The organism is Aquabacter albus, assembly GCF_040049275.1.
GTDB lineage: Bacteria > Pseudomonadota > Alphaproteobacteria > Rhizobiales > Xanthobacteraceae > Aquabacter.
Map to the genome: position 1 here is coordinate 352,009 of NZ_JBDZDT010000007.1, position 23,940 is coordinate 375,948.

Consider the following 23,940-nt stretch of genomic DNA (forward strand, 5'->3'; position numbering starts at 1 on the left):
TAGGCGTCGAGCACCGGGCGCGAGGGCAAACGCCTTTAAGTGTCCTGTATTCCACCGGCGGGCAGGTCGCGCCTTCTGCCGGTGGAAATGCCTACTCAAAGCGCGCCTTGGACCAGTACGACCAGTCGAAAGAGCAATCATCCCGGCATGCAGTCTCCAATCGGATGGACGCCATGCCGGCGGGAAGCGAGATTTCAGCGGTCTGAACCCCTCGATCGGCCGGCTGCGCCATGGGATCGAGGCAGCGATCGAAGAGCGGTTCCGAGCCGTTTTCCGGAAGCGCGCGGAAGCAGACGCCATTGGTTCGATTGGTTCCTGCATAAGCGGCGGCATCGATCCCGAACCCCAGCAGAAGCCGTGAGTGCCCGCCTGTCTTTGCGACCAGCATCGACGGCGGATGGGCGAATACGCCCTCGGACGTCATCCTGAGCATGGGGGGATTCATGGAATTGGACTCAACGATAGCCGAGACGTCCATCATGTGCGGGAAGGCATTCGCCGGTGCGAATGGGATATCCAAGTTCTGGATGCTCACCGGAATGTTGGCGTCGTAGTAGAAGCTCGCCATCGAGCCCGCCATGAGCTCGATGGACGTGATTTTAGGCAGCCGGCTCCTTGCTTCGGGATCGCCGAGCAGCATCTGCATGTCAGTCGACGACTGCACCAGCGGGGAAAGGAGAAAACCTTCGCGCGCGATCTCGGGGATGAGCCTGAAGGTCAGCGTCTCTCCGCGCGAAGTGGTGACCTTCATCATCACCCGCGGCAGCTTGTAGGCCATGCTCACCAGTGAGCCGATGGCGGTTCTGCGAATGTCCAGTTTCACGAAAAGGGGGCCGTCCCCCTGTATGGGAACAGGCTGCCTGAAGCGCGCAATACTGACCGTGGGGGGGCCGAGAAGATCCGGAAGTGGAACGGCACGGCGCACCAGCCAGATGTGGCCATCCAGCTCGCCCTTGATCTCATACAGCCTGAAAAAATCCGGCCAGAGCGGACCTTCAGCAGTGGATGGATAGCGCGTGTCGATGGTCTCGGGCTTCAGCAGGAGGTTCTTGGGCGCGTTCTCGCCGAGGAAGAAGGCCCGGTTGGCGGCGATCGCCTGAGGTGTGTAGGTCGTATACTCCTGGATCGTCGGACGGGGCGTAAAGTCGGACCCGTTGGCGATCAGCTTCCCTTGCTCCGACGCGATCATGTCGACGCCGCCTTCGAACTGCGGATAGGCGATGGTGGCCTTTAGCGTCGCGCGTGCCTGCTCTCGGTGTGCAAGCTGGGCATCCCACCAGCCATGGGGGTCCGTTGCCGCGGCGTAGGTTGATTTGGCCTCCGCCCATGCCGCTTCGAGCTTGGCGACAGGCCCGAGTGGGCCCTGACCTGCTGCGCGCAACGTAAATACCGGCGTGGCAAGCGAAGCCACGAGCGCCACAGCCACAAGGATGGCGACACGAGGTGATGCCCCGCCTTGTGCGGTCGGCCAACGGATGCACAAGAAGGCGCACGTGGCCCAGGTCAGGCCCGACCAGGCGAACAATTCATGCAAGTCTTGACGAACAAAGCCAGATTTGAAGGTCAAGAAGATAAAGCCGACGAAAATCAGGAAGACGGAAAGTTCGACGAAGGCGGAGGCCGAGCCGCGCAAGTTCCGCACCATGGTCGCCGCAAGCGCGAAAACGAAGAGTGCGATAGCGACCAGATAGATCGCCAGCCGGAGCGGGTTTCCCGTCATGCTCATGGCATCGGAATAGCCGGCCGAGGTGTTCAAGCTCATCGCGAGGTAGAGCGGAAAGGTCGAGGCTTCGCTGCCGGTCAGCACATGGATCGCGAAAAGGAAGCCGAACAGGAGGAGGGTGTTGGCGGGGATGCTGCGTTTTGAAAGCGCATTCAGATCCATCACGACCGCGCTGAGCAAAGCGAGCGGCAGGATGGAAAATTTGCAGGCGACAAGCGCAGCGGCTGCGAAGGCGAAAATGAACCCGTTCAATACATGGTTGGAACGCGGCGCCTGAAGCTGCGCAAGCGCAAACAACATCGGAAATGCCATGAAGGTGGCATCGGGCTGCAGGGTCTGTGTGAGAAGCGGAACAAGAAGCAAGACAGAAACGAGGGTGGGGCGCGTCTTCTCTGCGATGGCGCAGGCGACGAACACAAAACTGGCCCAGACGACGGCTGAGAAGACGATGATCAGCGGTGCCAACTGGGGCTGAAAATATCGCGTGTAAAGAGAAGAGAGGGGCCCGCCGGTGAAGATCAGGTCTCGTCCCTGGCTGGCACCGGCGGCCGTCATCTCAGCAAGCGTGGCCGCCCAGGAGGGGTCGAGGTGGGCTAGATTGAAATGAAATCTTGTGATGGGAACGTCTGGCAGAAGTAGAAACGCAAAAAGTATAGTAATAAGAACGACAATGATTGTCTTGGAAAACCGGTTGGAAGCCAAAGCCGTTGCGTTCATGTCTGGCTCGTCGCCCGATGCTCAGGGGAATCCAGCGCTTCTGCACCAATGACAAAGCCTTGGCAAGCTGACGGAAGCCGGTGCAGCGCGGGGGTGATCCCCCTACTGCCCCATCAGCTTCAGCATCGCCGCGCCGGGCGCGAGCATGGCGAAGGCCCACAATGCGGCGCTGGCGACGTTCGCCACCTGGAAGGGGATCTGCCGCATGGCGAGGATGCCGGCGATGAGCGGCACCACGGCGCGGACCGGGCCGAAGAAGCGGCCGATGGCGACGCTCCATACGCCGAAGCGGTGGAAGAAGACTTCAGCCTTCTCCACCATGTCCGGCCGGCGCGAGAGGGGCCAGAAGCCGCGCGCGCGGTCCTTGTAGTGGAAGCCGATCCAATAGGAGATCGCGTCTCCCAGCGTCGCGCCGACGGTGGCGGCGAGCCAGATGGGGCCGAGGGGAAGGCCGCTCGCCTCGATCAGCGCGCCGATGGCGAGCAGCAGGACGGTGGCCGGGATGAGGAACGACACCAGGGCTATGGATTCCCCGAAGGCCAAGGCGAAGACGAGGACGGGAGCCCACGATTCGTTGGCGCGCACAAACTCGGTGGTGGCGGTCACGAGAGATGAGACGTCGAACATGGATCCTCCGGCGGCCTCATTTCGGCGAGGCGACGCCGCAACGCAAGGGGGAGAGGGACAAAAGAGGCGTTCCACGAGGCAAATGGCACGCGCTTGTGAGGGGCGGGAAAAGGCCTGGCTGAGGCTTTGTCTTGAAAACTCCATGGATTTGCGCCATATGACGCCTCGCAGCAATCGGCAGCGCCCCTCGGGCCGGAGCGATTGCTCTCGGGCCGCGTAGCGGAAGCGGTGGAGTGCCAGGAGGCGTTCCCGTCGGTTTTGCCCGATTTTCAATGATTGTATGCGACAGCCCAGGCCACGCGGGGTGTCATCTCCCCTCGCGAATGCGTGGTGCGCGGATGATCCGGCGCGCCGGAGACGTTCGCCGCATGAAAGACAGAGCTTGACCTCTTTTTCGGAACTCGGCCTTGCCGAGCCCATCGTCCGCGCCCTCACTGAAGAGCGCCATGTTACGCCGACGCCCATCCAGGCACAGGCAATCCCCCAGATCCTCGCCGGCCGCGACCTCATCGGCATCGCCCAGACCGGCACCGGCAAGACCGCAGCGTTCGCGCTCCCCATCCTCGATCATCTGGCGCGCCATCCCGGCCGCCCCGCGCCGAAGACGGCCAAGGTGCTGATCCTCTCGCCGACTCGCGAGCTGTCCGGCCAGATCACGGAGAATTTCGAGAAGTTCGGCCGCCATACTGGCGTGACCGTGACCCTCGCCATCGGCGGCGTGCCCATGGGCCGCCAGATCCGCGCCTTGCATCCCGGCGTCGATGTGCTGGTGGCTACCCCCGGCCGCCTCATGGACCTCGTCGAGAACCACGCGGTGAAGCTCGACGCGGTGCAGGTGCTCGTCCTCGACGAGGCGGACCAGATGCTGGACATGGGCTTCATCCATGCCATCCGCGCCATCGTCCGCCGCCTGCCGGCCAAGCGCCACACCCTGTTCTTCTCGGCCACCATGCCGGGCGCCATCGCCGAACTGGCGAATTCCATGCTGCGCAATCCCGTCACCGTCTCGGTGACGCCGGCCGCCAAGACGGCGGACCGGGTGGAGCAGCGCGTGCTGCTGGTGGACAAGCAGAGCAAGCCAGCGCTGCTGGCCGAGCTGCTGGCCGCCGAGCCCATCGACCGCGCCCTCGTCTTCACCCGCACCAAGCACGGCGCGGACAAGGTGGTGCGCGCTCTGGAGAAGGCCGGCCTCGGGGCCGAGGCCATCCACGGCAACAAGTCGCAGAACCAGCGCGACCGCGTGCTTGCCGGCTTCCGTGATGGTTCCGTGCGCACCCTCGTCGCCACCGACATCGCCGCCCGCGGCATCGACGTGACCGGGGTGAGCCACGTCTTCAATTATGACCTGCCGAACGTGCCGGAATCCTACGTGCACCGCATCGGGCGCACCGCCCGCGCCGGCCGCGAGGGGATCGCGATCTCCTTCTGTGACGGCGAGGAGCGGGCCTATCTGAAGTCCATCGAGAAGCTCATCCGCATGCAGCTTCCCACGGTGGACCGCCGGATGGCGTCGGGCACCGCCCCGGCGGCGCTCCCGGCGGACCCGGATGGCGGCCGCCGCAGCCGCGACGGCGCCCATGAGGGGCAGCGCCGGCAGGGTGGCCGGCCGCACAATGGCGGCCGCTCCCAGGAGGCGCGCTCGCATGAAGGCCGCTCCGAGAAGCGCCCCCAGGAAAAGCGCACCCACGAAGGTCGTCCCCATGAAGGCCGCTCTCATGAGGGGCGTGCAAACGAGGGTCGCCAGGACGGGCGTCCCCAGGGCCGTCCCGAAGGTCGCCACGGCGCGGCTGGCGCGGGCCGCCATGGTGATGCGCGCCAGGGTGCGCGGCACCAGGAACAGCGTGCGGGTGGCGGCAATGCCGCCCCTGCGAATGGTGGTGGCATCGGCGCCGTGGGTTTCCTGCGGAATGCTCCTGCGCGTGGCGCCAAGCCGGGCGCCGGCTCGCGCCGCCCTCGCTAGAATACGTTCCGCCCGGCGTGCAGTGCAGGCCGGGCGGAAGAACGTTCTTTGATGTTGAATTGAGACGGACGTACCGACCGGGTGTGAGCATCGGGTCGGGTCCGGCTCCGAGTTTGGGAAGCTGGAGAAGATTATATGGCGAAGGAAGAACTGCTGGAGTTTGAGGGAACGGTCACGGAAGTGCTGCCGGACGGCAACTTCCGCGTGCGGCTCGACAATGATCATCAGATCCTGGCCTACGCGGCCGGCAAGATGAAGAAGAACCGCATCCGGACCATTGAAGGCGACCGCGTGGTGGTCGAGATGTCTCCTTATGACCTCGACCGCGGCCGCATCAATTTCCGCCACAAGGCGGAAGGCTCCATGCCCCCGCCCGGCGCCCGCCGCCAGCAGAACTTCCGCCGTCGCTGATATCTCCGCGCGTCGTTGACGCGGGCAGGCCAACAGTACGTCCGTCATGCCCGGGCTTGACCCGGGCATCCGCGGGGTTCGGCCAGGAAAGTCCTGCAAGGTCTCGTGCCAGCGCAGAAGCGTGGATGCCCGGGTCAGGCCCGGGCATGACGATGCGCCGAAGGTTGGGGTTGATCGCCCCTTTCAGGGCTCGCCGGCCTCAGAGGCTCTGCGCTACGTCCAGCACGATTTCGAGCGTGCTCTCCCGCGCATCCACCACCAGACGCCGGCGCATCACATAGAGGTCGAGATTGGTCGCGTCCGACAGGGCGACCCGGTCTCCCGCCAGCAAGATGCGCTCGAACTGCGTCGCGTGCTCCATCAGCACGGCAAGGCGAGGGCGCAGGCCGTTGCGCACCACATGGTTCTGCGCGGCGCTGGTGAGGCTGATATGCGCCCGGATGCGCGGCTGCATCACCGGCGACGGATCGGAAGGCTGGGGCGCGGGAACGGGGCCCGAGCGACCGCGAAGGTAGGGGTTCATTGTCATTGTCAGGCTGTCTGCGCGGCTCACGTCGACCCTGACGACGTGCAAGGCGGATGCCCCCTTGTGTGATGCCCCGCGTCCAATTGCAATGCGGGATGACGGTTCTTCGACAGCCTGCCGCGAACACCCCTTCCTCCAATAAGACGCCGTGATCCGGGTCTTTGCCTTGCGCCCGCGGACCGCTAACCTCGCTGCCGAACAGGCCGTTCGAAACGGCCGATGGGAGGAGAGATGGGAGCGAGCGCCGCGCACCCCCTAGTGGGGGATGCCGCCAGCGTCCGAGCGGTTGCGCTTACGGGTTTGCGCATCACCTTTGCGGGGCAGGGGCCGGACAGCTTCACCGCGGTCGAGGGGGTGGACCTGCACGTGGCCGACGGCGAGTTCGTGGCCATTGTCGGCCCCACGGGCTGCGGCAAGTCCACCTTGCTCAACGCCGCGGCGGGCCTCCTTATTCCTAGCGCCGGCAGCGTCACCATCTTCGGTGAGCCGCTCGTGGGACTGAACCGGCGGGCCGGATACCTGTTCCAGGCCGAGGCCCTGTTCCCCTGGAAGACCGCCATCGAGAATGTCGCCATCGGCCTTGAGGTCGCGGGCATCTCCACGGCCGAGGCGCAGGAGCGGGCGCGCGGCTGGCTCGGCCGCGTGGGCCTTGCGGCCTTTGCGGGGCGCTATCCCCACCAGCTTTCCGGCGGGCAGAGGAAGCGCGTGGGCCTTGCCCAGGTACTGATCCGCGATCCCAAGATCCTGCTCATGGACGAGCCCTTCGGACCGCTCGACGCCCAGACGCGGCAGATCATGGGCAATCTGCTGCTCGATCTCTGGAACGCCGAGCGCAAGGCGGTGATGTTCGTGACCCACGATCTGGAAGAGGCCATCGCGCTGGCCGACCGCGTGGTGATCATGGGCGCGGGGCCGGCCTCGCGCATCATCGGTGAGTGGCGCGTGAACCTGCCGCGCCCGCGCGACATCTCCGAGGTGCGCCTCGACCACGCCTTCCACGCGCTGCACCGGGAGATCTGGTCGAAGCTGCGGGACGAGGTGGTGAAGGGCTATCAGCAGGCGGAGGGCACGGCATGAAGAAGCGCTTGAGGCTCCTCTTCCTCCAGGTGCTGGTGGCCGTGGTGCTCATAGGCATCTGGCACTTCGGCTCCACCATCAAGGTCCCGGCGGGCGTCTTCACGCAGAAGGCGTTCTACCCGCTCGACCCCTTCTTCTTCTCGAATCCCATCGCGGTGTTCGAGCGCACGTGGCGCGACTTTGCCACCGGGGTCATCTGGTATCACCTCGGCATCACGCTCCTGGAGACCGCGCTCGCCTTCATTATCGGCGCGGCGGGCGGGGTGCTCGTCGGCTTCTGGTTCGCGCGCCAACAGCTCGTGGCGGAGGTGTTCGACCCTTATGTGAAGATGACCAATGCGCTGCCCCGCGTGGTGCTGGCGCCCATCTTCGCGCTGTGGCTGGGCCTCGGCATCTGGTCGAAGGTGGCGCTGGGGGTGACGCTGGTCTTCTTCATCGTTTTCTTCAATGTCTATCAGGGCGTGAAGGAAGTGAGCCCCACCGTGCTCTCCAATGCCCGCATGCTGGGCATGAGCGAGCGCCAGCTCATGCGCCATGTCTACTGGCCCTCGGCGCTCTCCTGGATGTTCTCCTCCCTGCACACGGCAGTGGGCTTTGCCCTCGTAGGCGCGGTGGTGGGGGAATATCTCGGCTCGGCGGCGGGGCTCGGCTATCGCATCCATCAGGCGGAGGGCGTGTTCGACACGACCGGCGTGTTTTCCGGCATGCTGGTCTTGGCCGTCTTCGTCATCATCATCGACACGGGCGTCACCGCCATCGAGAACCGGCTCATGGTCTGGCGCCCGGCGCCGGCGGCGAGCCAGGCATGATCATAAAAGGAGGAAACCCATGAAGATGTTCGCAAAGGCGGCCATGCTCGCCGTCCTCGGCGCGCTCGCCGTGACCCCCGCACTGGCGCAGAAGGCGGAGAAGCCGAGCCTGACGCTGGGCGTCGGCGGCAAGCCGCTGCTCTATTATCTCCCCCTCACCATCGCCGAGCGGAACGGCTATTTCAAAGACGAAGGGCTCGACGTCACCATCAACGATTTCGGCGGCGGCGCGAAATCGCTCCAGGCGCTGATCGGCGGCTCCATCGACGTGGTGACGGGCGCCTACGAGCACACCATCCGCATGCAGGCCAAGGGCCAGGACATCGTCTCCACCATCGAGCTCGGCCGCTATCCCGGCATCGTCCTGGTGGTGAAGAAGGACAAGGAAGACAAGTATAAGTCCATCAAGGATTTGAAGGGCGCCAAGATCGGTGTCACCGCGCCGGGCTCCTCCACCAATTTCTTCGTCAACTTCCTCCTCGCAAAGAACGGCCTGAAGCCCGAGGACGTGTCCTTCGTGGGCGTCGGCGGCGGCGCCTCCGCCGTGGCGCAGATGAAGCGCGGGGAGATCGACGCCATGTCGAACCTCGACCCGGTCATCACCAAGCTGGAGAGCGACGGGGATGCGGTGGTGCTGGCCGACAGCCGCACCGAGGCGGGCAACAACGCCATCTTCGGCGGCACCAACCCCGCCGCCGTGCTCTACATGAAGACCGACTTCGTGAAGGAAAACCCCATCACCACCCAGAAGCTCACCAACGCCTTCTACAAGGCGCTGAAATGGCTTCAGACTGCGACCCCCGAGGACGTGGCGAAGGTGGTGCCGGAGGAATATCTCCTGGGCGACAAGGCGCTCTATATCGCTGCCGTAAAGGCATCCAAGCCGATCTATTCCATCACCGGCGTGATCCCCGAGAGCGGCATGAAGAACGCGTTGGGCATGCTTGTGGAGTTCGACCCTGAGCTGAAGGGCGCGAAGATCGACCTTGCCAAGACCTTCGACGGCCGCTTCGTCGCGAAGTCGGCCGCAACCATCAAATAGTTCCGCTCACGCCCTTGTTTGGGCGCGATTGGTTCTTATCTAGTTTCTCAACCCAGCCGACGTTGTGCGCCATGCGCACGCGGGAGACGGACGGATGTACTCCGATCCCGCACCGGCGCCGACGGGACCTTCGCTTCAGAAGTTGAAGGTCCATGCTCCGGAAGGAGCAGGGGGAACCGGGAAGGCGAGGCGGCCGAAAGGTCTGTCCGCCCCGGTTCCAGGCTGGGGCTTTTCAACATCCAGTGCAGACAGAGCCTGCCCAATGCAGCAGAGAGCCGTCATGGCCGGACTTGATCCGGCCATCCACATGGCTCCGCAGCGGCGGCTTTGACGGATGGCCGTGGATCCCCGGATCAGGTCCGGGGATGACGGTTGTTCTGGGTGGTTGTCCTGGACAAGCGACGGCAAAACCGGCGTGCTGAGCCGGGGCACGGCGGCGCTACGCGGCATTCACCCCGCCATCTCTTCCAGCATCTCCAGCGCCACCAGCACGGAGCGCTTGCGGATTTCGTCGCGTGGCAGATCCCCGAACCGCATCTCCCGGTGCCGCATCTCCCCGTCCTCGCGCGCCACGCCGAAATGCACCAGCCCGACGGGCTTCTCCACAGAGCCGCCGCCCGGGCCCGCGACTCCCGTGATGGACACCGCAAGGCCGGTCCCCGCCACTCGCAAGGCGCCTGCCGCCATGGCGCGCGCCGTCTCCTCGCTCACCGCGCCGAAGCGGGCGAGCGTCTCTTCCGGCACGCCCAGCATGGCCGTCTTGGCGGCGTTGGAATAGGTGACGAAGCCCCGGTCCACCACGTCGGAGGAGCCGGGAATGGCGGTCAGCGCCCCCGCCACGAGGCCGCCGGTGCAGGATTCCGCCGTGGCGATGGTGAAGCCCGCCTCGCGGCAGGCATGCAGCACATGGCGGGCGCGCTCATAGACATCGGCATCGATCATTGCGGGTCTTCCTCCGGCAGGCGCACCGTGGCGGAGGCCATAGCAGCGATGCCCTCGCGGCGCCCGGTGAAGCCGAGGCGTTCCGTCGTCGTGGCTTTCACGCTGATGCGGTCCAAGGGCATGCCGACGATCTCGGCGATGCGGGCGCGGATGGCATCGCGATGGGGGCCGACCTTCGGCGCCTCGCAGATCAGCGTCAGGTCGAGATGGGCGATGATTCCGCCGCGCGCCCGCACCCGCTCTGCCGCGAAGGCGAGGAAGCGGTCGGAGGTGGCGCCCTTCCATTGGGGATCGGAGGGCGGAAAGTGTGCGCCGATATCGCCGTCGCACAGGGCGCCGAGCACCGCGTCGGTGAGCGCATGGAGGCCCACATCGGCATCCGAATGCCCGTCCAGCCCGCGCTCGAAGGGAATGGCGATCCCGCCCAGCATCACATGGTCGCCCGGCCCGAAGGCATGGACGTCGAAGCCGGTGCCGGTGCGCACATCGTTCAGCGGCGGGCGCAAAGCGCGTTCGGCGCGGGCCATGTCGGCCGGATGGGTGAGTTTCAAATTGTCCGCCTCGCCTTCAAAGACCGCCACCTTGTGCCCCGCCCATTCCATGACCGCCGCATCGTCCGTGAGGCCCGCAGCGCCCGCCGCATGGGCCTTGGCGTGCGCCATGCGCAGCGGCCAATAGCGGAAGGCCTGCGGCGTCTGCACCGCCCGCAACCGCGCCCGCTCCGGTGTTTCCACCACCATTCCCGTCTCGTCCACCAGCTTGACCGTGTCGGTCACCGCCACGCCCGGCACGGCGGCGCCGTGCTCGGCGGCGGCGGCGATGGCGCGCGCCACCAATTCGGGGGAGGCGAAAGGCCGCGCCGCATCGTGCACGAGCACCAGATCCGGCGCGCGGCGCGCCAGCGCATCGAGGCCCGCCTTCACGGAGCCCTGCCGGTCCGCGCCGCCGGCAATGGGGGCGAGGAGCTTGGGCAGGCCGGCACCGGCCTGTGCGAACAGGTCCTTGTCGTCTGGATGGATCACCACCTGCACCGCGTCGATGCCAGGATGCTCCGCGAACAGCCGCAGTGTGCGGCGCAGCACGCTTTCGCCACCGATCACGCGATATTGTTTCGGCACGGCGCCGCCGGTGCGGCTGCCGCGCCCCGCTGCCACCACGATGACGGCACACTGCATCGCTTCAGGTCCACCTTGCCATTTGCGCCCCCTTGAAGCCCGCCTGCGCTGGCGGAGCAAGGGGCGGCGGGGCCGCGGGAAACCCGCTTATCCACCCCTGGGTATGGCAATAAGGCATTGCCGGAATGTCGCAATATCGGTGCGTCAGCGAAAACGACTAGGGATCGTTCAACGTGCCCTTGCGCGGGCATTCTGAATGTCTAGAATGTAGGCAAATGACAGGTGGCCTAATTTCTGTGCAGGAACATTTCTTTCCTTTGCGTTCCCCGCCACGAATCGGCGGACACACGCTGCCCAATCCGGTGCTGCTCGCCCCCATGGCGGGCATCACCGATGCGCCCGTGCGCCGGATGGCGGTGCGCTATGGCGCCGGATTGGTCATCTCCGAAATGGTGGCGAGCGAGGCCCTGCTGAGCGGCCACGCCGAGATGACCCTGCGCGCCGAGCGGCCCGGCGCCCCTCTGCATGCGGTCCAGCTCGCCGGCAACGAGCCGGGTCTGATGGCCGAGGCGGCGCGCTTTGCCGAAGCTGGAGGCGCCGACATCATTGACATCAATATGGGCTGCCCGGCCAAGCGCGTGACCACGGGCGCCGCCGGTGCGGCCCTGCTGCGCGACCTGCCGCTGGCGACCCGCATCCTGGAGGCGGTGCGGGCGGCCGTGCGGCTTCCGGTCACGCTGAAGACCCGGCTCGGCTGGGATGCCGGCGCGCCGGTGGCCCCCGAGCTCGCGGCGATCGCGGAGGCGGCCGGCATCAGCCTTATCACCGTGCACGGGCGGACCCGCTGCCAGTTCTATACCGGCGTGGCCGATTGGAGCGCCGTGCGGGCGGTGAAGGAGCGCGTGTCCATCCCCGTGGTGGTCAATGGCGACCTCACCGAGTGCGCCCACGCCGCTGCCATGCTGGACGCCTCCGGCGCGGACGCGGTGATGATCGGCCGGGGCGCGCAGGGGCGGCCCTGGTTCCCCGGACAGGTGGCACGCTTCGTCGCCACGGGCACGGTTCCTGCCGTGCCGGGGCCGCAGGAACAGCGGGACGTGCTGCTGGAAATGTATGAGGGCTGGCTGTCGCTGTACGGTGCCGCCCTCGGCATGCGGCAGGCCCGCAAGCATGTGGGCTGGGCGCTGGAGGCGGCAGCCGCCGCCACGGGGCGCAGCGAAGAGTGGGTGAAGGGATGGCGCGGGCGCCTTCTCACCCTGGAAGAGCCATCCAAGGTTCAGGCCGGCATCCGCGATGCATTCGACGATCTGAGCTGGAGGGCAGCGGCATGAAGGCCGAAATCAAGCGCCGGCCCGAGCCGGAGGCGACCTTCACCCGGGCGATCCTCGACGCGGTGCCCCATCCCGTTGTGACCCTGTCCGAAACGGGACAGATCGTCGATGCGAACGTGGCGGCGGAAGCCTTCTTCGAGATGAGCCTGCCCATGCTGCGGCGGCGCGCCTTCTCGGAGTTCGTGCCGTTCGGCACGCCGTTGCTGGGGCTCATCGACCAGGTGCGGGCGCGGGGCGCGGCGGTGAATGAATATCGCGTCGACCTCGGCACGCCGCGCAATGGCAGCGAGCGGGTGGTGGACATCCATGTGGCCCCGGTGGCCGAGCGTCACGGCCATGTGGTGGTGATGCTCCAGGAACGCACCATCGCCGACAAGATGGACCGCCAGCTCACCCATCGCGGCGCTGCCCGTTCCGTGAGCGCGCTCGCCTCCATGCTGGCGCACGAAATCAAGAATCCGCTCTCCGGCATCCGGGGGGCAGCGCAGCTTCTGGAACAGTCCGCGGGCGATGAGGACCGGGCGCTCACCCGCCTCATCTGCGACGAGGCGGACCGCATCGTGAAGCTGGTGGACCGCATGGAGGTGTTCTCCGACGAGCGGCCCATCGAGCGCGAGCCGGTCAACATCCATGCCGTGCTGGAGCATGTGCGGACCCTCGCCGCGTCAGGCTTCGCGCGGCATGTGCGGTTCGTGGAGGAGTACGATCCCTCCCTGCCGCCGGTGTTCGCCAACCGGGATCAGCTGATCCAGGTCTTCCTCAATCTGGTGAAGAATGCGGCAGAAGCCATCGACGGCGATGATGGCGAGATCCAGCTCACCACCGCATTCCGGCCCGGCGTGCGGCTCACGGTGCCAGGCACGTCGAGCCGCGTTTCCCTGCCGTTGGAGTTCTGCGTGAAGGACAACGGCAAGGGGGTGCCCGAGGACCTTCTGCCTCACCTGTTCGATCCCTTCGTGACCACCAAGCCCACCGGAACTGGCCTCGGCCTTGCATTGGTGGCGAAGCTCATAGGGGACCATGGCGGCATCGTCGAATGCGACAGCCAGCCCCGTCGAACCACCTTCCGGGTGCTCCTGCCCATGTATCGCGGCAAGCGCGCCGCAGCCGAGGACAACTGAGGTATCCATGCCCACGGGAAGCATCCTGGTCGCCGACGACGATGCCGCGATCCGCACCGTGCTCAACCAGGCCCTGTCACGGGCCGGGTATGAAGTGCGCTCATGCGGGAATGCGGCCACCCTCTGGCGCTGGGTGAGCCAGGGCGACGGCGACCTCGTCATCACCGATGTGGTGATGCCTGATGAGAACGCCTTCGACCTGCTGCCGCGCATCAAGAAGGCGCGGCCGGATTTGCCGGTCATCGTCATGAGCGCGCAGAACACGTTCATGACCGCCATCCGTGCCTCCGAGCGCGGCGCCTATGAATATCTGCCGAAGCCTTTCGACCTGAAGGAGCTGATCTCCATCGTCGGCCGCGCCCTCGCCGAGCCGAAGAAGGCCGATGTCCGGTCCATGGGCGGGGACGAGCAGGACAATATCCCGCTGGTGGGCCGCTCGCCCGCCATGCAGGAAATCTACCGCCTCCTCGCCCGCCTCATGCAGACCGACCTCACTGTGATGATCGCGGGCGAGAGCGGCACCGGCAAGGAGCTGGTGGCGCGCGCACTGCATGATTACGGCAAGCGCCGGAACGGGCCGTTCGTCGCCATCAACATGGCGGCGATCCCCCGCGACCTCATCGAGAGCGAGCTGTTCGGCCACGAGAAGGGCTCGTTCACCGGTGCCACCACCCGCAATGCCGGCCGTTTCGAGCAGGCCGAGGGCGGCACGCTGTTCCTGGACGAGATCGGCGACATGCCCATGGAGGCCCAGACCCGCCTCCTGCGCGTGCTCCAGCAGGGCGAATACACGACGGTGGGCGGGCGCACGGCCATCAAGACCGACGTGCGCATCATCGCCGCCACCAACAAGGACCTGCGCACCCTGATCCAGCAGGGCCTGTTCCGCGAGGACTTGTTCTTCCGCCTCAACGTGGTGCCCCTGCGGCTGCCGCCCCTTCGGGAGCGTGCTGAGGATGTCCCCGATTTGATCCGCCACTTCTTCCTCCAGGCGGAACGGGAAGGGCTGCCGGCCAAGCAGATCGACACGGCCGCCCTCGACCGGCTGAAGCGCTATCGCTGGCCGGGCAATGTGCGCGAGCTTGAGAACCTAGTGCGGCGCCTCGCGGCGCTCTATCCGCAGGAGATCATCACCCCCGGCATCATCGAGGCGGAACTGTCCGAGCCGGCGCCGAGTGCGCTGTCCGAAGACGGCCCGGGCGATGCCACCCTCGGTGCCTCCGTGGAGCGGCATCTGAACCTGTATTTCGGCGGCTTCGGCGAGGATCTGCCGCCGCCGGGGCTCTATCACCGCATCTTGCGGGATGTGGAGTATCCGCTGCTCTCCGCTGCACTCGCGGCGACGCGGGGCAACCAGATCAAGGCCGCGGAGCTCCTGGGGCTCAATCGCAACACCCTGCGCAAGAAGATCCGGGACCTGGATATCCAGGTGATCCGCACGAATCGGTAAGCGGTTAGCCCACAGTTGCGATTGTAGTTTTTACGACGCGGCGCATAATTTAGGTGATGTGCGCCGAGAGGTCGTATCCGTGGGCGGAAGCGGGGAAGCGTCGGACCGACTTCTCGAGGTGCTGAACGCCTTCATCGGCGCTCTCGCCACCCGGAAGGATTGGTCCGCCGCGGTCCCCGATCTTTTTGCCGCCATGGGCGCGCATCTGGGATACGACCGGGTCGCCCTGTTCTGTGTGCACGAGGCCACCGATATCGGGCTCGGCGTCACATGTCGTGCGGAATGGGCGCGCCCGGGCCTCGGCCCCCTCACCGTCAACGCCCACCCGCCTATTCGCCCGTTGGGCGGCGGCGATTCCACCCAGCTGGAATGGGCTGCGCGCCGCACGCGCGGCGAGATCATCGAGGGCGTTTCAGACGATCTGCCGGGCTATCTCGGTCGCTACTTCCGCGAGAACGGGGTCATCCGATACCTGACCGTGCCGGTCATGGTGGGAGGGCGCTGGTGGGGGCATCTCGCCGTCTGTGTTCCCGACCGCACCCATGTCTGGAGCGATGCGGAACTGAACATGCTGAAGGCGGTGGCCGGCGCCATCGCCTTGTCGGTGGAGGGCTCGCAGTCCGAACAGCACATCAACAATGCCAGTCGTGTGGCCATGCTGAACTCTGCGCTGGACGGCATCATCTCCATCAATGAGGCGGGCCTTATCACCGAATTCAACCCGGCGGCGGAGCAGATGTTCGGCTATCTCAGGGAGGAGGTGATCGGCCGCCTGCTGGGCGACACCGTTATTCCCCCGCAGCATTCCGACTCCCATAAGGAGGGCATGGCCCGCTACCTCATCGGGGGCGCCTCCAGAATCCTGGGCCGCCGGGTGGAGATCGAAGGCAAGCGCGCGAACGGAGAGATGTTCCCGATCGAGCTGACGGTGACGGAGGTGCGGGCGGAGAACCGGCGTCTCTTCACCGCCTATCTGCGCGATATCTCCGAACACCGGGCGGCACAGGCAGCGCTGGAGCGGCTGGCCTTCGAGGATGCCGCGACAACGCTGCCCAACCGGGCCGGGCTCCTGCGGACGGTGGCGGGCCGGGAGGATCTCGCCGGCGCGGTTGTCCTGCGGCTGCCGGATCTTGCCATTCTCGCAGCGAGCCTCGGCGAAGATTTCATCGAGCCTTTGATCACCGCCATGGCCCAGCGGCTGCGTGCCTTGCTGCCCCAGGGAGCCATCCTGGCGCGAACCGGCGAATCCGAATTTGCGGCGCTGTTCTTCCACGAGGGCGCGCTGAACGTTGCAGCGCGGCTTCTTGAAGAGGCCGTGCAAGCGCCCATCGAGACCGAGGGGCGGCGCTTCTATGTGCGCGGAAAAATCGGCATCGCGAAGGGCGGCGGCCCGGTCGAGCGGATTCTCAGGGACGCCGAGATGGCTTCGCGGGCAGACCGGGACGGGCAGCGTATCTTCGACGATTCCCTGCGCGCCAGCCATCAGCGGCGGCTTGATCTCGAGACCGCGCTGCGCGAGGCGCTCCTGCAGCGCTCGGAGGAAGTATTCCCGGTCTTCCAGCCGATCCGCGAAGTGGCGACGGGGCGCATCGCCGGCTTTGAGGCGCTCGCGCGCTGGCGCCATCCGGAACGCGAGATCATATTGCCCAGCGAGTTCATTCCCCTGGCTGAAGAGGCGGGGCTTGCGGACACGCTCGGCGAACTGATCCTCGACCGGGCCTCACGCGCCTGCGCCCAATGGAACCGTGCGCGAGCCGAGCGGGGCCTCCCCCCGCGCTATGTCTCGGTCAACCTCTCGGGGGTGCAGCTTTCGGCGCCGGACCTCGTGCCGCGCATCGTCGCCATCCTCGAACGCAATGCATTGATCGGCGACCATGTGCGGTTCGAATTGACGGAGAGCGCGATCCTCTCCCATCCCGTTCTGGCAAACCGGACGCTGCAACGGCTGCGCGACCTCGGCTGCGGCATCGCCATCGATGATTTCGGCACCGGCTATTCGAGCCTCTCTTATCTGCAGGATCTGCCCGCTGACGTGCTCAAGTTCGACCCGTCTTTCGTACAAGGGCTGGAGCGCGACCTGCGCACCCGGAAGATCGTTTCCGTCATGGCGGACCTTGCCCATGCGCTGGGCATGACGGTGGTGGCTGAAGGGGTGGAGAACTTTTCCACTTTGCGCGAGATCCGTCGCGCGGGCTGCGACTTCGCCCAGGGCTTCCTGCTGGGACGTCCCATGCCGGCCCACGACGCCGCATTGCTGGAAGATACGCACTTATATTCGTGAGCGGTAGGGTGGTGGTGCCGTGCCCGGCCCGACGCTCGAATCCGAGGTCCGCGCTAACCTTCCCTTTAGGGAAGCTTGCATATTCCCGCGCCTGGCGGTTCCCGCTGTCACATTTTTGCACCAGTGTCGTTACACTGCATCATGTGGCTGCGACTCGGATGCATGCCTGGGTATAGGGAATGAATGTAACAACCCTGGATCGTTCTGAGGGCAGCCCTGCCGGCGGTGGGCGCATGGGTGGCCTCGGCTGGTTCGCACCTCTTATGGTGGTGGTGGCGCTCGCCTCCGCCTTGACCACCTTCCTGATCCTGATGGGCCTGACGCCCGTGGTCCCCACCCATGAGGTGGTGATCGGGCTCCTGGCGGGGAATGCCTTCGCCGTCCTCGTCCTGTCCGCCATGGTGGGGCGCGAGGTCTGGCGCATCGCCCGGGCGCGGGCGCGCGGGCGCGCCGCAGCGCGGCTTCATGTGCGCATCGTGGGCCTGTTCGCGGTGGTTGCCGTGGTGCCCGCCATATTGGTGGCGGTGGTGGCGAGCCTCACCCTCGATCGCGGCCTCGACCGCTGGTTTTCCATCCGCACCCGGGAGATCGTCGCGAGCGCGGTGCAGGTCGCCCAGACCTATGTGCGCGAGCACGCGCTCAACATTCGCGGCGACGTGCTCGCCATGAGCAACGACCTCACCCGCCTGAAGCCCATGTATGACACCGACCGGGCGCGGTTCCAGCAGGTGCTGACCGCCCAGGCGGCGCTGCGCAACCTTCCGGCTTCGCTCATCATCCGCCACGACCTCACCGTGGTGGAGCGGGCGCAGGTGAATATCGGCCGCGAATTTCTGGTGCCGGCCAACATCGCCATCAACGATGCCACCACCGAGCAGCCCATCATCTATTTGCCCACCGATGCGGACTTCGTAGGCGCGCTGGTGAAGCTGAAGGATTATGACGACCTCTACCTCTACGTGGCGCGCCCCATCGACCCGCGCGTCATCGGCTATCTGAAGACCACGCGCGAGACGCTCGCCGACTATCAGAGCCTGGAGGACCGCCGCTTCGGCGTGCAGGTGGCGTTCGCGCTCATGTACGCGGTGATCACCCTCATCGTGCTGCTCTCGGCGGTCTGGCTCGGCATCAATTTCTCCAAATGGCTGGTGGCGCCCATCCGCCGGCTGATCTCGGCGGCGAACCATGTGGCGGCGGGAAATCTCGACGTGCAGGTGCCCATCTATCGCTCCGAGGGTGACCTTGCTGCGCTGGGCGAGACCTTCAACAAGATGACCGCGGAGCTGCGGGCCCAGCACGACGACCTCCTGCGCGCCAACGACCAGATCGACAGCCGCCGCCGGTTCACCGAGGCCGTGCTCTCGGGCGTGGGCGCCGGGGTGATCGGCCTCGACCCCGAGGCGCGCGTGACCATCCTCAACCGCTCCGCCGAACCGCTATTGGGCGTGAAGGAGGGCGATGTGCTTGGCCGTCCCCTCGCCGAGGTGGTGCCCGAGACCGCCGCCTTGCTGAAGGAAGCCGAGACGGCGCGCCAGCGCGTCGTCCAGGGCAACATCACGCTGAACCGCGACGGGCGCGAGCGCATCTTTGCGGTGCGGGTCACCACCGAGCAGTCGGGGGAGGGGGAACATGGCTGGGTCGTCACCCTCGACGACATCACCGCGCTCATCTCCGCCCAGCGCACCTCGGCGTGGGCGGACGTGGCGCGGCGCATCGCCCACGAGATCAAGAACCCGCTGACCCCCATCCAGCTTTCCGCCGAGCGGCTGAAGCGCAAATACGGCAAGCTCATCACCCAGGATCGCGACGTGTTCGATCAATGCACCGACACCATCATCCGGCAGGTGGGCGATATCGGCCGCATGGTGGACGAATTCTCCTCGTTCGCCCGCATGCCGAAGCCCGTGGTGGACAGCCAGGACCTTGCCGAGACGCTGCGTCAAAGCGTCTTCCTCATGCGGGTCGGCCATCCTGAGGTCACGTTCGAGGCGGAGATCCCTCCCTCCCTCCCCGCCCGGTTCGATCGGCGCCTCATTTCGCAAGCCTTGACCAACATCCTGAAGAATGCCGCCGAGGCCATTGAGGCCGTTCCGGCGGAGCAACGTGGGCAGGGGCGCATCCGTGTCATCGCGGAACGCTCCGGAGACGATTTGGTGGTGGACGTGATCGACAACGGACTTGGCCTTCCGCAAGAGAACCGGAACCGGCTCCTAGAGCCCTACGTCACCACCCGCGAGAAGGGCACGGGGCTGGGCCTTGCCATCGTCGGCAAGATCATGGAGGAGCACGGCGGCGGCATCGAGCTGTACGACGCCCCGGAAGAACGCGGCGCGTGGATCCGCCTGAGGATCCGTGCCGACGGCCCGCTCGTCGCGGCCGAAGCCGCGCTGGGAGCCTGAGCCCATGGCGCACGACATCCTGATCGTCGACGACGAAGCCGACATCCGCGACCTTGTGGCGGGCATCCTGGAGGATGAGGGCTATTCCGCCCGCACCGCGCGGGACGCCGATACGGCCCTCTCCGCCATCGCCTCCCGCAGGCCCAGCCTGATCTTCCTGGACATCTGGCTCCAGGGCAGCCGCATGGACGGGCTGGAGCTGCTGGACGTCATCAAAAGCGAGCACCCGGACGTGCCGGTGGTGATGATTTCCGGCCACGGCAACATCGAAACGGCGGTGGCCGCCATCAAGCGCGGCGCCTACGACTTCGTGGAAAAGCCGTTCAACGCTGACCGCCTGTTGATGATCGCCCAGCGTGCGCTGGAAACCCTGCGCCTGCGCCGCGAGGTGAAGGAGCTGAAGCAGCACACCCCGCACAAGCTGGTGGGCCGTTCCGGTGCCGTCCAGCAATTGCGCTCCACGGTGGATCGCGTCGGCCCCACCAATTCGCGCATCCTCATCATCGGCCCGTCCGGCTCCGGCAAGGAGCTGACCGCGCGCATGATCCACACCTCCTCGAACCGCGCCAACGGCCCGTTCGTGGTGATCAATGCGGCGGCCATCACCCCCGAGCGCCTGGAGTTCGAGCTGTTCGGCGTCGAGGCGGGGGACGGGCGCGAGCAGCGGCGTGGCGCCCTGGAGGAGGCCCATGGCGGCACGCTCTTCCTCGACGAGATCGCCGACATGCCGCGCGAGACCCAGAACCGGGTGCTGCGCGTGCTGGTGGAGCAGACCTTCACCCGTATCGGCGGCACCGAGAAGGTGAGCGTGGACGTGCGCATCATCTCCTCCACGGGCCGGAACCTGGAGGACGAGATCGCCAAGGGCCGCTTCCGCGAGGATCTCTACCACCGCCTCTCCGTCGTGCCGATCCGCGTGCCGCCTCTGGCGGAGCGGCGCGAGGACATTCCGGACCTCGTGGACTTCTTCATCGAGCTCATCTCCCAGACCACGGGCCTCGCGCGCCGGCACATCGCCGAGGACGCCATGGCGGTGCTCCAGTCCCACGACTGGCCGGGCAATGTCCGCCAGCTCCGCAACAATGTGGAGCGGGTGCTGATCCTGGCCGGCGGCGATCCCGACGCCATCGTCACCGCCTCCATGCTGCCGCCGGACGTGGGCGCGCTGGTGCCGAACCTGCCTAACGGCAATGGTGGCGAGCACCTGATGGGCCTACCGCTGCGTGAGGCGCGCGAGGTGTTCGAGCGGGAATATCTGGCGGCGCAGATCAACCGTTTCGGCGGCAACATCTCACGTACCGCCGAGTTCGTCGGCATGGAGCGCTCGGCGCTGCACCGCAAGCTGAAGGCCCTCGGGGTGGGGTGAGGGCTGGTGCTTCCAACCCCCCTCTCCCACTTGCGGGGGAGGGTCGGGGAGGGGGGCACGTGAAGCCGTGGAACGTTGCGAGGTGTGGGGCGGCCGCCATTCCCCCTTCCTACTCCTCCCCCGCAAGCGGGAGAGGGGACGGACTGGGCAAGGGAGAAATGAAGCCACTGCCATAGGCGTTGCACGGACGAGAGGTTAAGGTCCCAAAAGGCTGGGGGAATCGCTGATGAAGGTCGTGATCTGCGGAGCGGGGCAGGTGGGGTTCGGCATCGCCGAGCGCCTTGCGGGCGAGCAGAACGACGTGTCCATCGTCGATGCCGATCCGCGCCGCATCCAGATCGCCACCGAGCAGCTCGACGTGCGCGGCGTGGTGGGCCACGGCTCCCACCCGGACGTGCTCGCCAAAGCGGGCATCGAGCAGGCGGACATGCTCATCGCGGTCACCTTGTCAGACGAGGTGAACATGGTGGCCTGCCAGGTGGGCCATTCCCTGTTCAACGTCCCCACCAAGGTCGCCCGCATCCGCGCCCAGACCTATCTCCAGCCGGAATGGCGCGAGATGCTCTCGCGCGATCATCTCCCCGTGGACGTGGTGATCTCCCCCGAGGTGGAAGTGGGCGAGATGGTGCTCCGCCGCCTCTCGCTGCCCGGCGCGGTCGACACGGTGACCTTCGCGGACGGGGCCGTGGTGGTGGCCGGCGTTTTCTGCGGTGAGGACTGCCCGGTGGTCGGCGCGCCGCTGCGCGAATTGACCCAGCTTTTTCCCGATCTCCAGGCCACCATCGTCGCCGTGCTGCGGGACGGAAAGCCGGTGGTGCTGAAGAGCACCGATGCCATGCTGGCGGGTGACGTCGCCTATTTCGTTGCCCAGGCGAGCCAGGTGAAGCGCACCCTCTCCATCTTCGGCCACGACGAGATCCCCGGCCAGCGCATCGTCATCGCCGGCGGCGGCAATATCGGCTTCTACGTGGCCCAGCAGCTGGAGCAGCGGAACGCGGCCGCCAAGATCAAGATCATCGAGGCCTCGCGCGACCGCGCGCAGATCATCGCCGAGACGCTCCAGCGCACCGTGGTGCTCCATGGCGATGCGCTCGCCCGCGACCTCCTGGATGAAGCCGGCGTGCCCGACGCCGACACCATGCTGTCGCTGACCAATGACGACCGCATCAACATTCTGTCCTGCCTTCTCGCCAAGCAGATCGGCGCGCGCCGCATCCTCTCTCTGGTGAACGAGCAGGGCTATGCCGCCTTTGCCCAAGGGCTCGGCATCGACGCCCATGTGAACCCGCGCCAGATCACCGTCTCCAAGATCCTCCAGCACGTGCGCCGGGGCCGCATCCACCGGGTGCATTCCCTGCTGGACGGGACGGGCGAGGTGATCGAGGCGGAGGCGCTGGAAACCTCGCCCCTCGTAGGCCGCCCGCTGCGCGACATCGACCTCTTGGACGGGCTGCGCATCGGCGCCATCGTCCGCGGTGGGCAGGTGATCCTGCCCACGGGCGATACGGTGGTGCGAGCCCAGGACCGGGTGATCCTGTTCGCCTTGGCAGAGCGCATCAAGCGCGTGGAGCAGTTGTTCCGCGTCAGCCTCGAATTCTTCTGAGCCGCCATCCATGGCGTCCATCGTTCGCCTTCTCGCTCTCGCGCTGGCCTGGACCGGCATCGCCGCGCTGCTGCCGGCTCTGGTCTCGGCGCGGTGGGGGGAGGGGACGGCGCCGGCCTTCCTCGGCACGGCATTGGGCTGCATCTTCCTGGCGGGCGCCATGCGCTTCTCCAGCGCCGGCCTCGGCGGGCGTATCCGCCGCTTCCAGGTGTTCGGCGCGCTGGCCGCGCTATGGATCATCGTGCCCGTGGTGGCGGCCCCCGCCATCGCCTATGCCACGGGCCTCACCTTGTGGCGCGCCTGGTTCGAGGCGCTCTCCGCCTTCACCACCACGGGCTTCACGGCGGTGAAGGATGGGCCACAGAGCCTGTTTGTCTGGTTCGCCCTGCTGCAATGGAGCGGCGGGCTCCTCACCATCATCTCCGGCGTTGCAGTGCTCGCCCCCGCCGGCATCGGCGGCCTGCCGAACCGCGTCGTCTATCATCTGGACGAGCTGGATGCGGTGGATACGGCAGGCGTGGTGAAGGACGTGACGCCCATCTACGCGGCTGCCACTTTCCTCGCCTTCGTCGTGATGCTGGCGGACCGCAACGGCCTCTATTCCGCCTTCTGCCTCGCCACCGCCGTCGCCTCCGCGGGCGCCCACTTGCCGCCCGAGGCCAAGGCGGCGCTGGAGACGGGGATCGCCACGCGCTGGCTGCTGCTGCCCTTCCTGCTCTGGGCGGCCACCAGCGTGCGCTGGCACAAGGCGCTGGTGAGCCGGCGCATCCATGCCGCGCCCGAGCAGCCGGAAAGCCTTGTCCTTCTGGCCTACTGGCTGATGGTGGGCCTCGTCTTCTCGGTCATCCTGTTCCGCCTGCCCTCGGACATTCCGGTGAGCCAGTCTTTGTCGCAGGGCATGTTCGCCGCCGCCTCGCTCATCTCCACCAGCGGCATGCCGCCGGCGGCCGACACCTTCGCCAGCCTGCCGGCGGGGCTGTTGCTGGTGGTGGCGCTCATCGGCGGCGGCGCGCTCTCGGTGGCGGGCGGCCTGAAGATCCTGCGGGTGCGGGCCATGCTGGCGCGGGCGCGGGGCGATCTCATGCGCCTCATCTCGCCCCACATCGTCCAGCCCGCGCGCACCGGGGAGGGCGGCATCGGCTCGGCCATGCGCGGAGTATGGGTGGGCCTGGTCGCGGTGTTCGCAACCCTTGCCGCCACTCTGATCGCCATCGGCGCGGGGGCGCCCAGCTTCGATGCGGCGCTGACCGGCGCCGTGGCCGCCATCACCAATACCGGCCCGCTCTATGACGAGGCCACCACCGGCTGGCCGGCCATCTCCTCGTTGCCGCCGCTTTCCGTGCTCGGCGCGGCGTTCGCCATGATCGCCGGGCGGCTGGAGACGGTCGGCGCCTTCGTGCTCATCCATCTCGCCTTCTGGCGCACCTGAGGTTCCGGTCG

The 23,940-nt window shown here is 66.7% G+C and carries 18 protein-coding genes; 13 read left to right on the forward strand and 5 right to left on the reverse strand.

The window, feature by feature from the left end; all coding sequences use genetic code 11:
* Positions 1–91 precede the first annotated feature (91 nt).
* Positions 92–2,440 (reverse strand): hypothetical protein, encoded by a 2,349-nt coding sequence (locus ABLE91_RS19715; protein ID WP_348933578.1) that lies wholly within the window; start codon positions 2,438–2,440, stop codon positions 92–94.
* A 102-nt stretch (positions 2,441–2,542) separates the two neighbouring features.
* Complete coding sequence (locus tag ABLE91_RS19720; RefSeq protein ID WP_348933579.1) at positions 2,543–3,067, reverse strand: DedA family protein; 525 nt, start codon at positions 3,065–3,067, stop codon at positions 2,543–2,545.
* A gap of 382 nt (positions 3,068–3,449) precedes the next feature.
* On the opposite strand from ABLE91_RS19720, the gene ABLE91_RS19725 reads away from it, so the two are divergent.
* Positions 3,450–5,027 carry a DEAD/DEAH box helicase gene (locus ABLE91_RS19725; protein ID WP_348933580.1) on the forward strand — a complete coding sequence of 526 codons (1,578 nt, stop codon included), beginning with the start codon at positions 3,450–3,452 and terminating at the stop codon, positions 5,025–5,027.
* 135 nt (positions 5,028–5,162) lie between these two features.
* Positions 5,163–5,438, forward strand: a complete 276-nt coding sequence (infA, locus tag ABLE91_RS19730) for a translation initiation factor IF-1 (RefSeq protein ID WP_127089831.1) — start codon at positions 5,163–5,165, stop codon at positions 5,436–5,438.
* Positions 5,439–5,637: 199 nt separating this feature from the next.
* Here infA and ABLE91_RS19735 read toward each other — a convergent pair whose 3' ends face one another.
* The gene (locus tag ABLE91_RS19735) at positions 5,638–5,961 is read right to left on the reverse strand and encodes a hypothetical protein (RefSeq protein ID WP_348933581.1); all 324 of its coding nucleotides are present in this window, start codon (positions 5,959–5,961) and stop codon (positions 5,638–5,640) included.
* 234 nt (positions 5,962–6,195) lie between these two features.
* Here ABLE91_RS19735 and ABLE91_RS19740 point away from each other — a divergent pair, with 234 nt between their 5' ends.
* The 3 genes from ABLE91_RS19740 to ABLE91_RS19750 are packed head-to-tail and all read left to right on the forward strand — an operon-like array spanning position 6,196 to position 8,892.
* Positions 6,196–7,041: an ABC transporter ATP-binding protein gene (locus tag ABLE91_RS19740; protein ID WP_348933583.1), complete on the forward strand. Its 846-nt coding sequence runs from the start codon at positions 6,196–6,198 to the stop codon at positions 7,039–7,041.
* Positions 7,038–7,850: an ABC transporter permease gene (locus ABLE91_RS19745; RefSeq protein ID WP_348933585.1), complete on the forward strand. Its 813-nt coding sequence runs from the start codon at positions 7,038–7,040 to the stop codon at positions 7,848–7,850. The genes ABLE91_RS19740 and ABLE91_RS19745 overlap by 4 nt, the downstream gene beginning before the upstream one ends.
* Before the next feature lie 19 nt (positions 7,851–7,869).
* Positions 7,870–8,892 carry an ABC transporter substrate-binding protein gene (locus ABLE91_RS19750; RefSeq protein WP_348933587.1) on the forward strand — a complete coding sequence of 341 codons (1,023 nt, stop codon included), beginning with the start codon at positions 7,870–7,872 and terminating at the stop codon, positions 8,890–8,892.
* A 450-nt stretch (positions 8,893–9,342) separates the two neighbouring features.
* On the opposite strand, the gene ABLE91_RS19755 is transcribed toward ABLE91_RS19750, so the two are convergent.
* The gene (locus ABLE91_RS19755; protein ID WP_348933589.1) at positions 9,343–9,834 is read right to left on the reverse strand and encodes a CinA family protein; all 492 of its coding nucleotides are present in this window, start codon (positions 9,832–9,834) and stop codon (positions 9,343–9,345) included.
* The gene (locus tag ABLE91_RS19760; RefSeq protein ID WP_348933591.1) at positions 9,831–11,009 is read right to left on the reverse strand and encodes a bifunctional 2-C-methyl-D-erythritol 4-phosphate cytidylyltransferase/2-C-methyl-D-erythritol 2,4-cyclodiphosphate synthase; all 1,179 of its coding nucleotides are present in this window, start codon (positions 11,007–11,009) and stop codon (positions 9,831–9,833) included. Before ABLE91_RS19760 ends, ABLE91_RS19755 begins: the two co-directional genes overlap by 4 nt.
* 215 nt (positions 11,010–11,224) lie before the next feature.
* On the opposite strand from ABLE91_RS19760, the gene dusB reads away from it, so the two are divergent.
* From dusB to ABLE91_RS19800, 8 genes are all read left to right on the forward strand, one after another.
* On the forward strand, positions 11,225–12,280 hold the full coding sequence (dusB, locus tag ABLE91_RS19765) for a tRNA dihydrouridine synthase DusB (RefSeq protein WP_348933592.1): 1,056 nt from the start codon (positions 11,225–11,227) through the stop codon (positions 12,278–12,280).
* Entirely contained in the window at positions 12,277–13,401 is a 1,125-nt protein-coding gene (locus tag ABLE91_RS19770; protein WP_348933594.1) for a two-component system sensor histidine kinase NtrB, read from the forward strand. Before dusB ends, ABLE91_RS19770 begins: the two co-directional genes overlap by 4 nt.
* Positions 13,402–13,408: 7 nt before the next feature.
* Complete coding sequence (gene ntrC / locus ABLE91_RS19775; protein ID WP_348933595.1) at positions 13,409–14,851, forward strand: nitrogen regulation protein NR(I); 1,443 nt, start codon at positions 13,409–13,411, stop codon at positions 14,849–14,851.
* Positions 14,852–14,930: 79 nt separating this feature from the next.
* On the forward strand, positions 14,931–17,132 hold the full coding sequence (locus tag ABLE91_RS19780) for a putative bifunctional diguanylate cyclase/phosphodiesterase (protein ID WP_348933597.1): 2,202 nt from the start codon (positions 14,931–14,933) through the stop codon (positions 17,130–17,132).
* Positions 17,133–17,311: 179 nt separating this feature from the next.
* The gene (locus tag ABLE91_RS19785; RefSeq protein WP_348933599.1) at positions 17,312–19,531 is read left to right on the forward strand and encodes a sensor histidine kinase NtrY-like; all 2,220 of its coding nucleotides are present in this window, start codon (positions 17,312–17,314) and stop codon (positions 19,529–19,531) included.
* A gap of 4 nt (positions 19,532–19,535) precedes the next feature.
* Positions 19,536–20,897 carry a nitrogen assimilation response regulator NtrX gene (gene ntrX, locus ABLE91_RS19790; RefSeq protein ID WP_348933600.1) on the forward strand — a complete coding sequence of 454 codons (1,362 nt, stop codon included), beginning with the start codon at positions 19,536–19,538 and terminating at the stop codon, positions 20,895–20,897.
* Between the two features lie 226 nt (positions 20,898–21,123).
* Positions 21,124–22,500, forward strand: a complete 1,377-nt coding sequence (gene trkA / locus ABLE91_RS19795; protein WP_348933602.1) for a Trk system potassium transporter TrkA — start codon at positions 21,124–21,126, stop codon at positions 22,498–22,500.
* Positions 22,501–22,510: 10 nt separating this feature from the next.
* Positions 22,511–23,929 carry a hypothetical protein gene (locus ABLE91_RS19800; RefSeq protein ID WP_348933604.1) on the forward strand — a complete coding sequence of 473 codons (1,419 nt, stop codon included), beginning with the start codon at positions 22,511–22,513 and terminating at the stop codon, positions 23,927–23,929.
* The last annotated feature ends 11 nt before the right edge of the window (positions 23,930–23,940 follow it).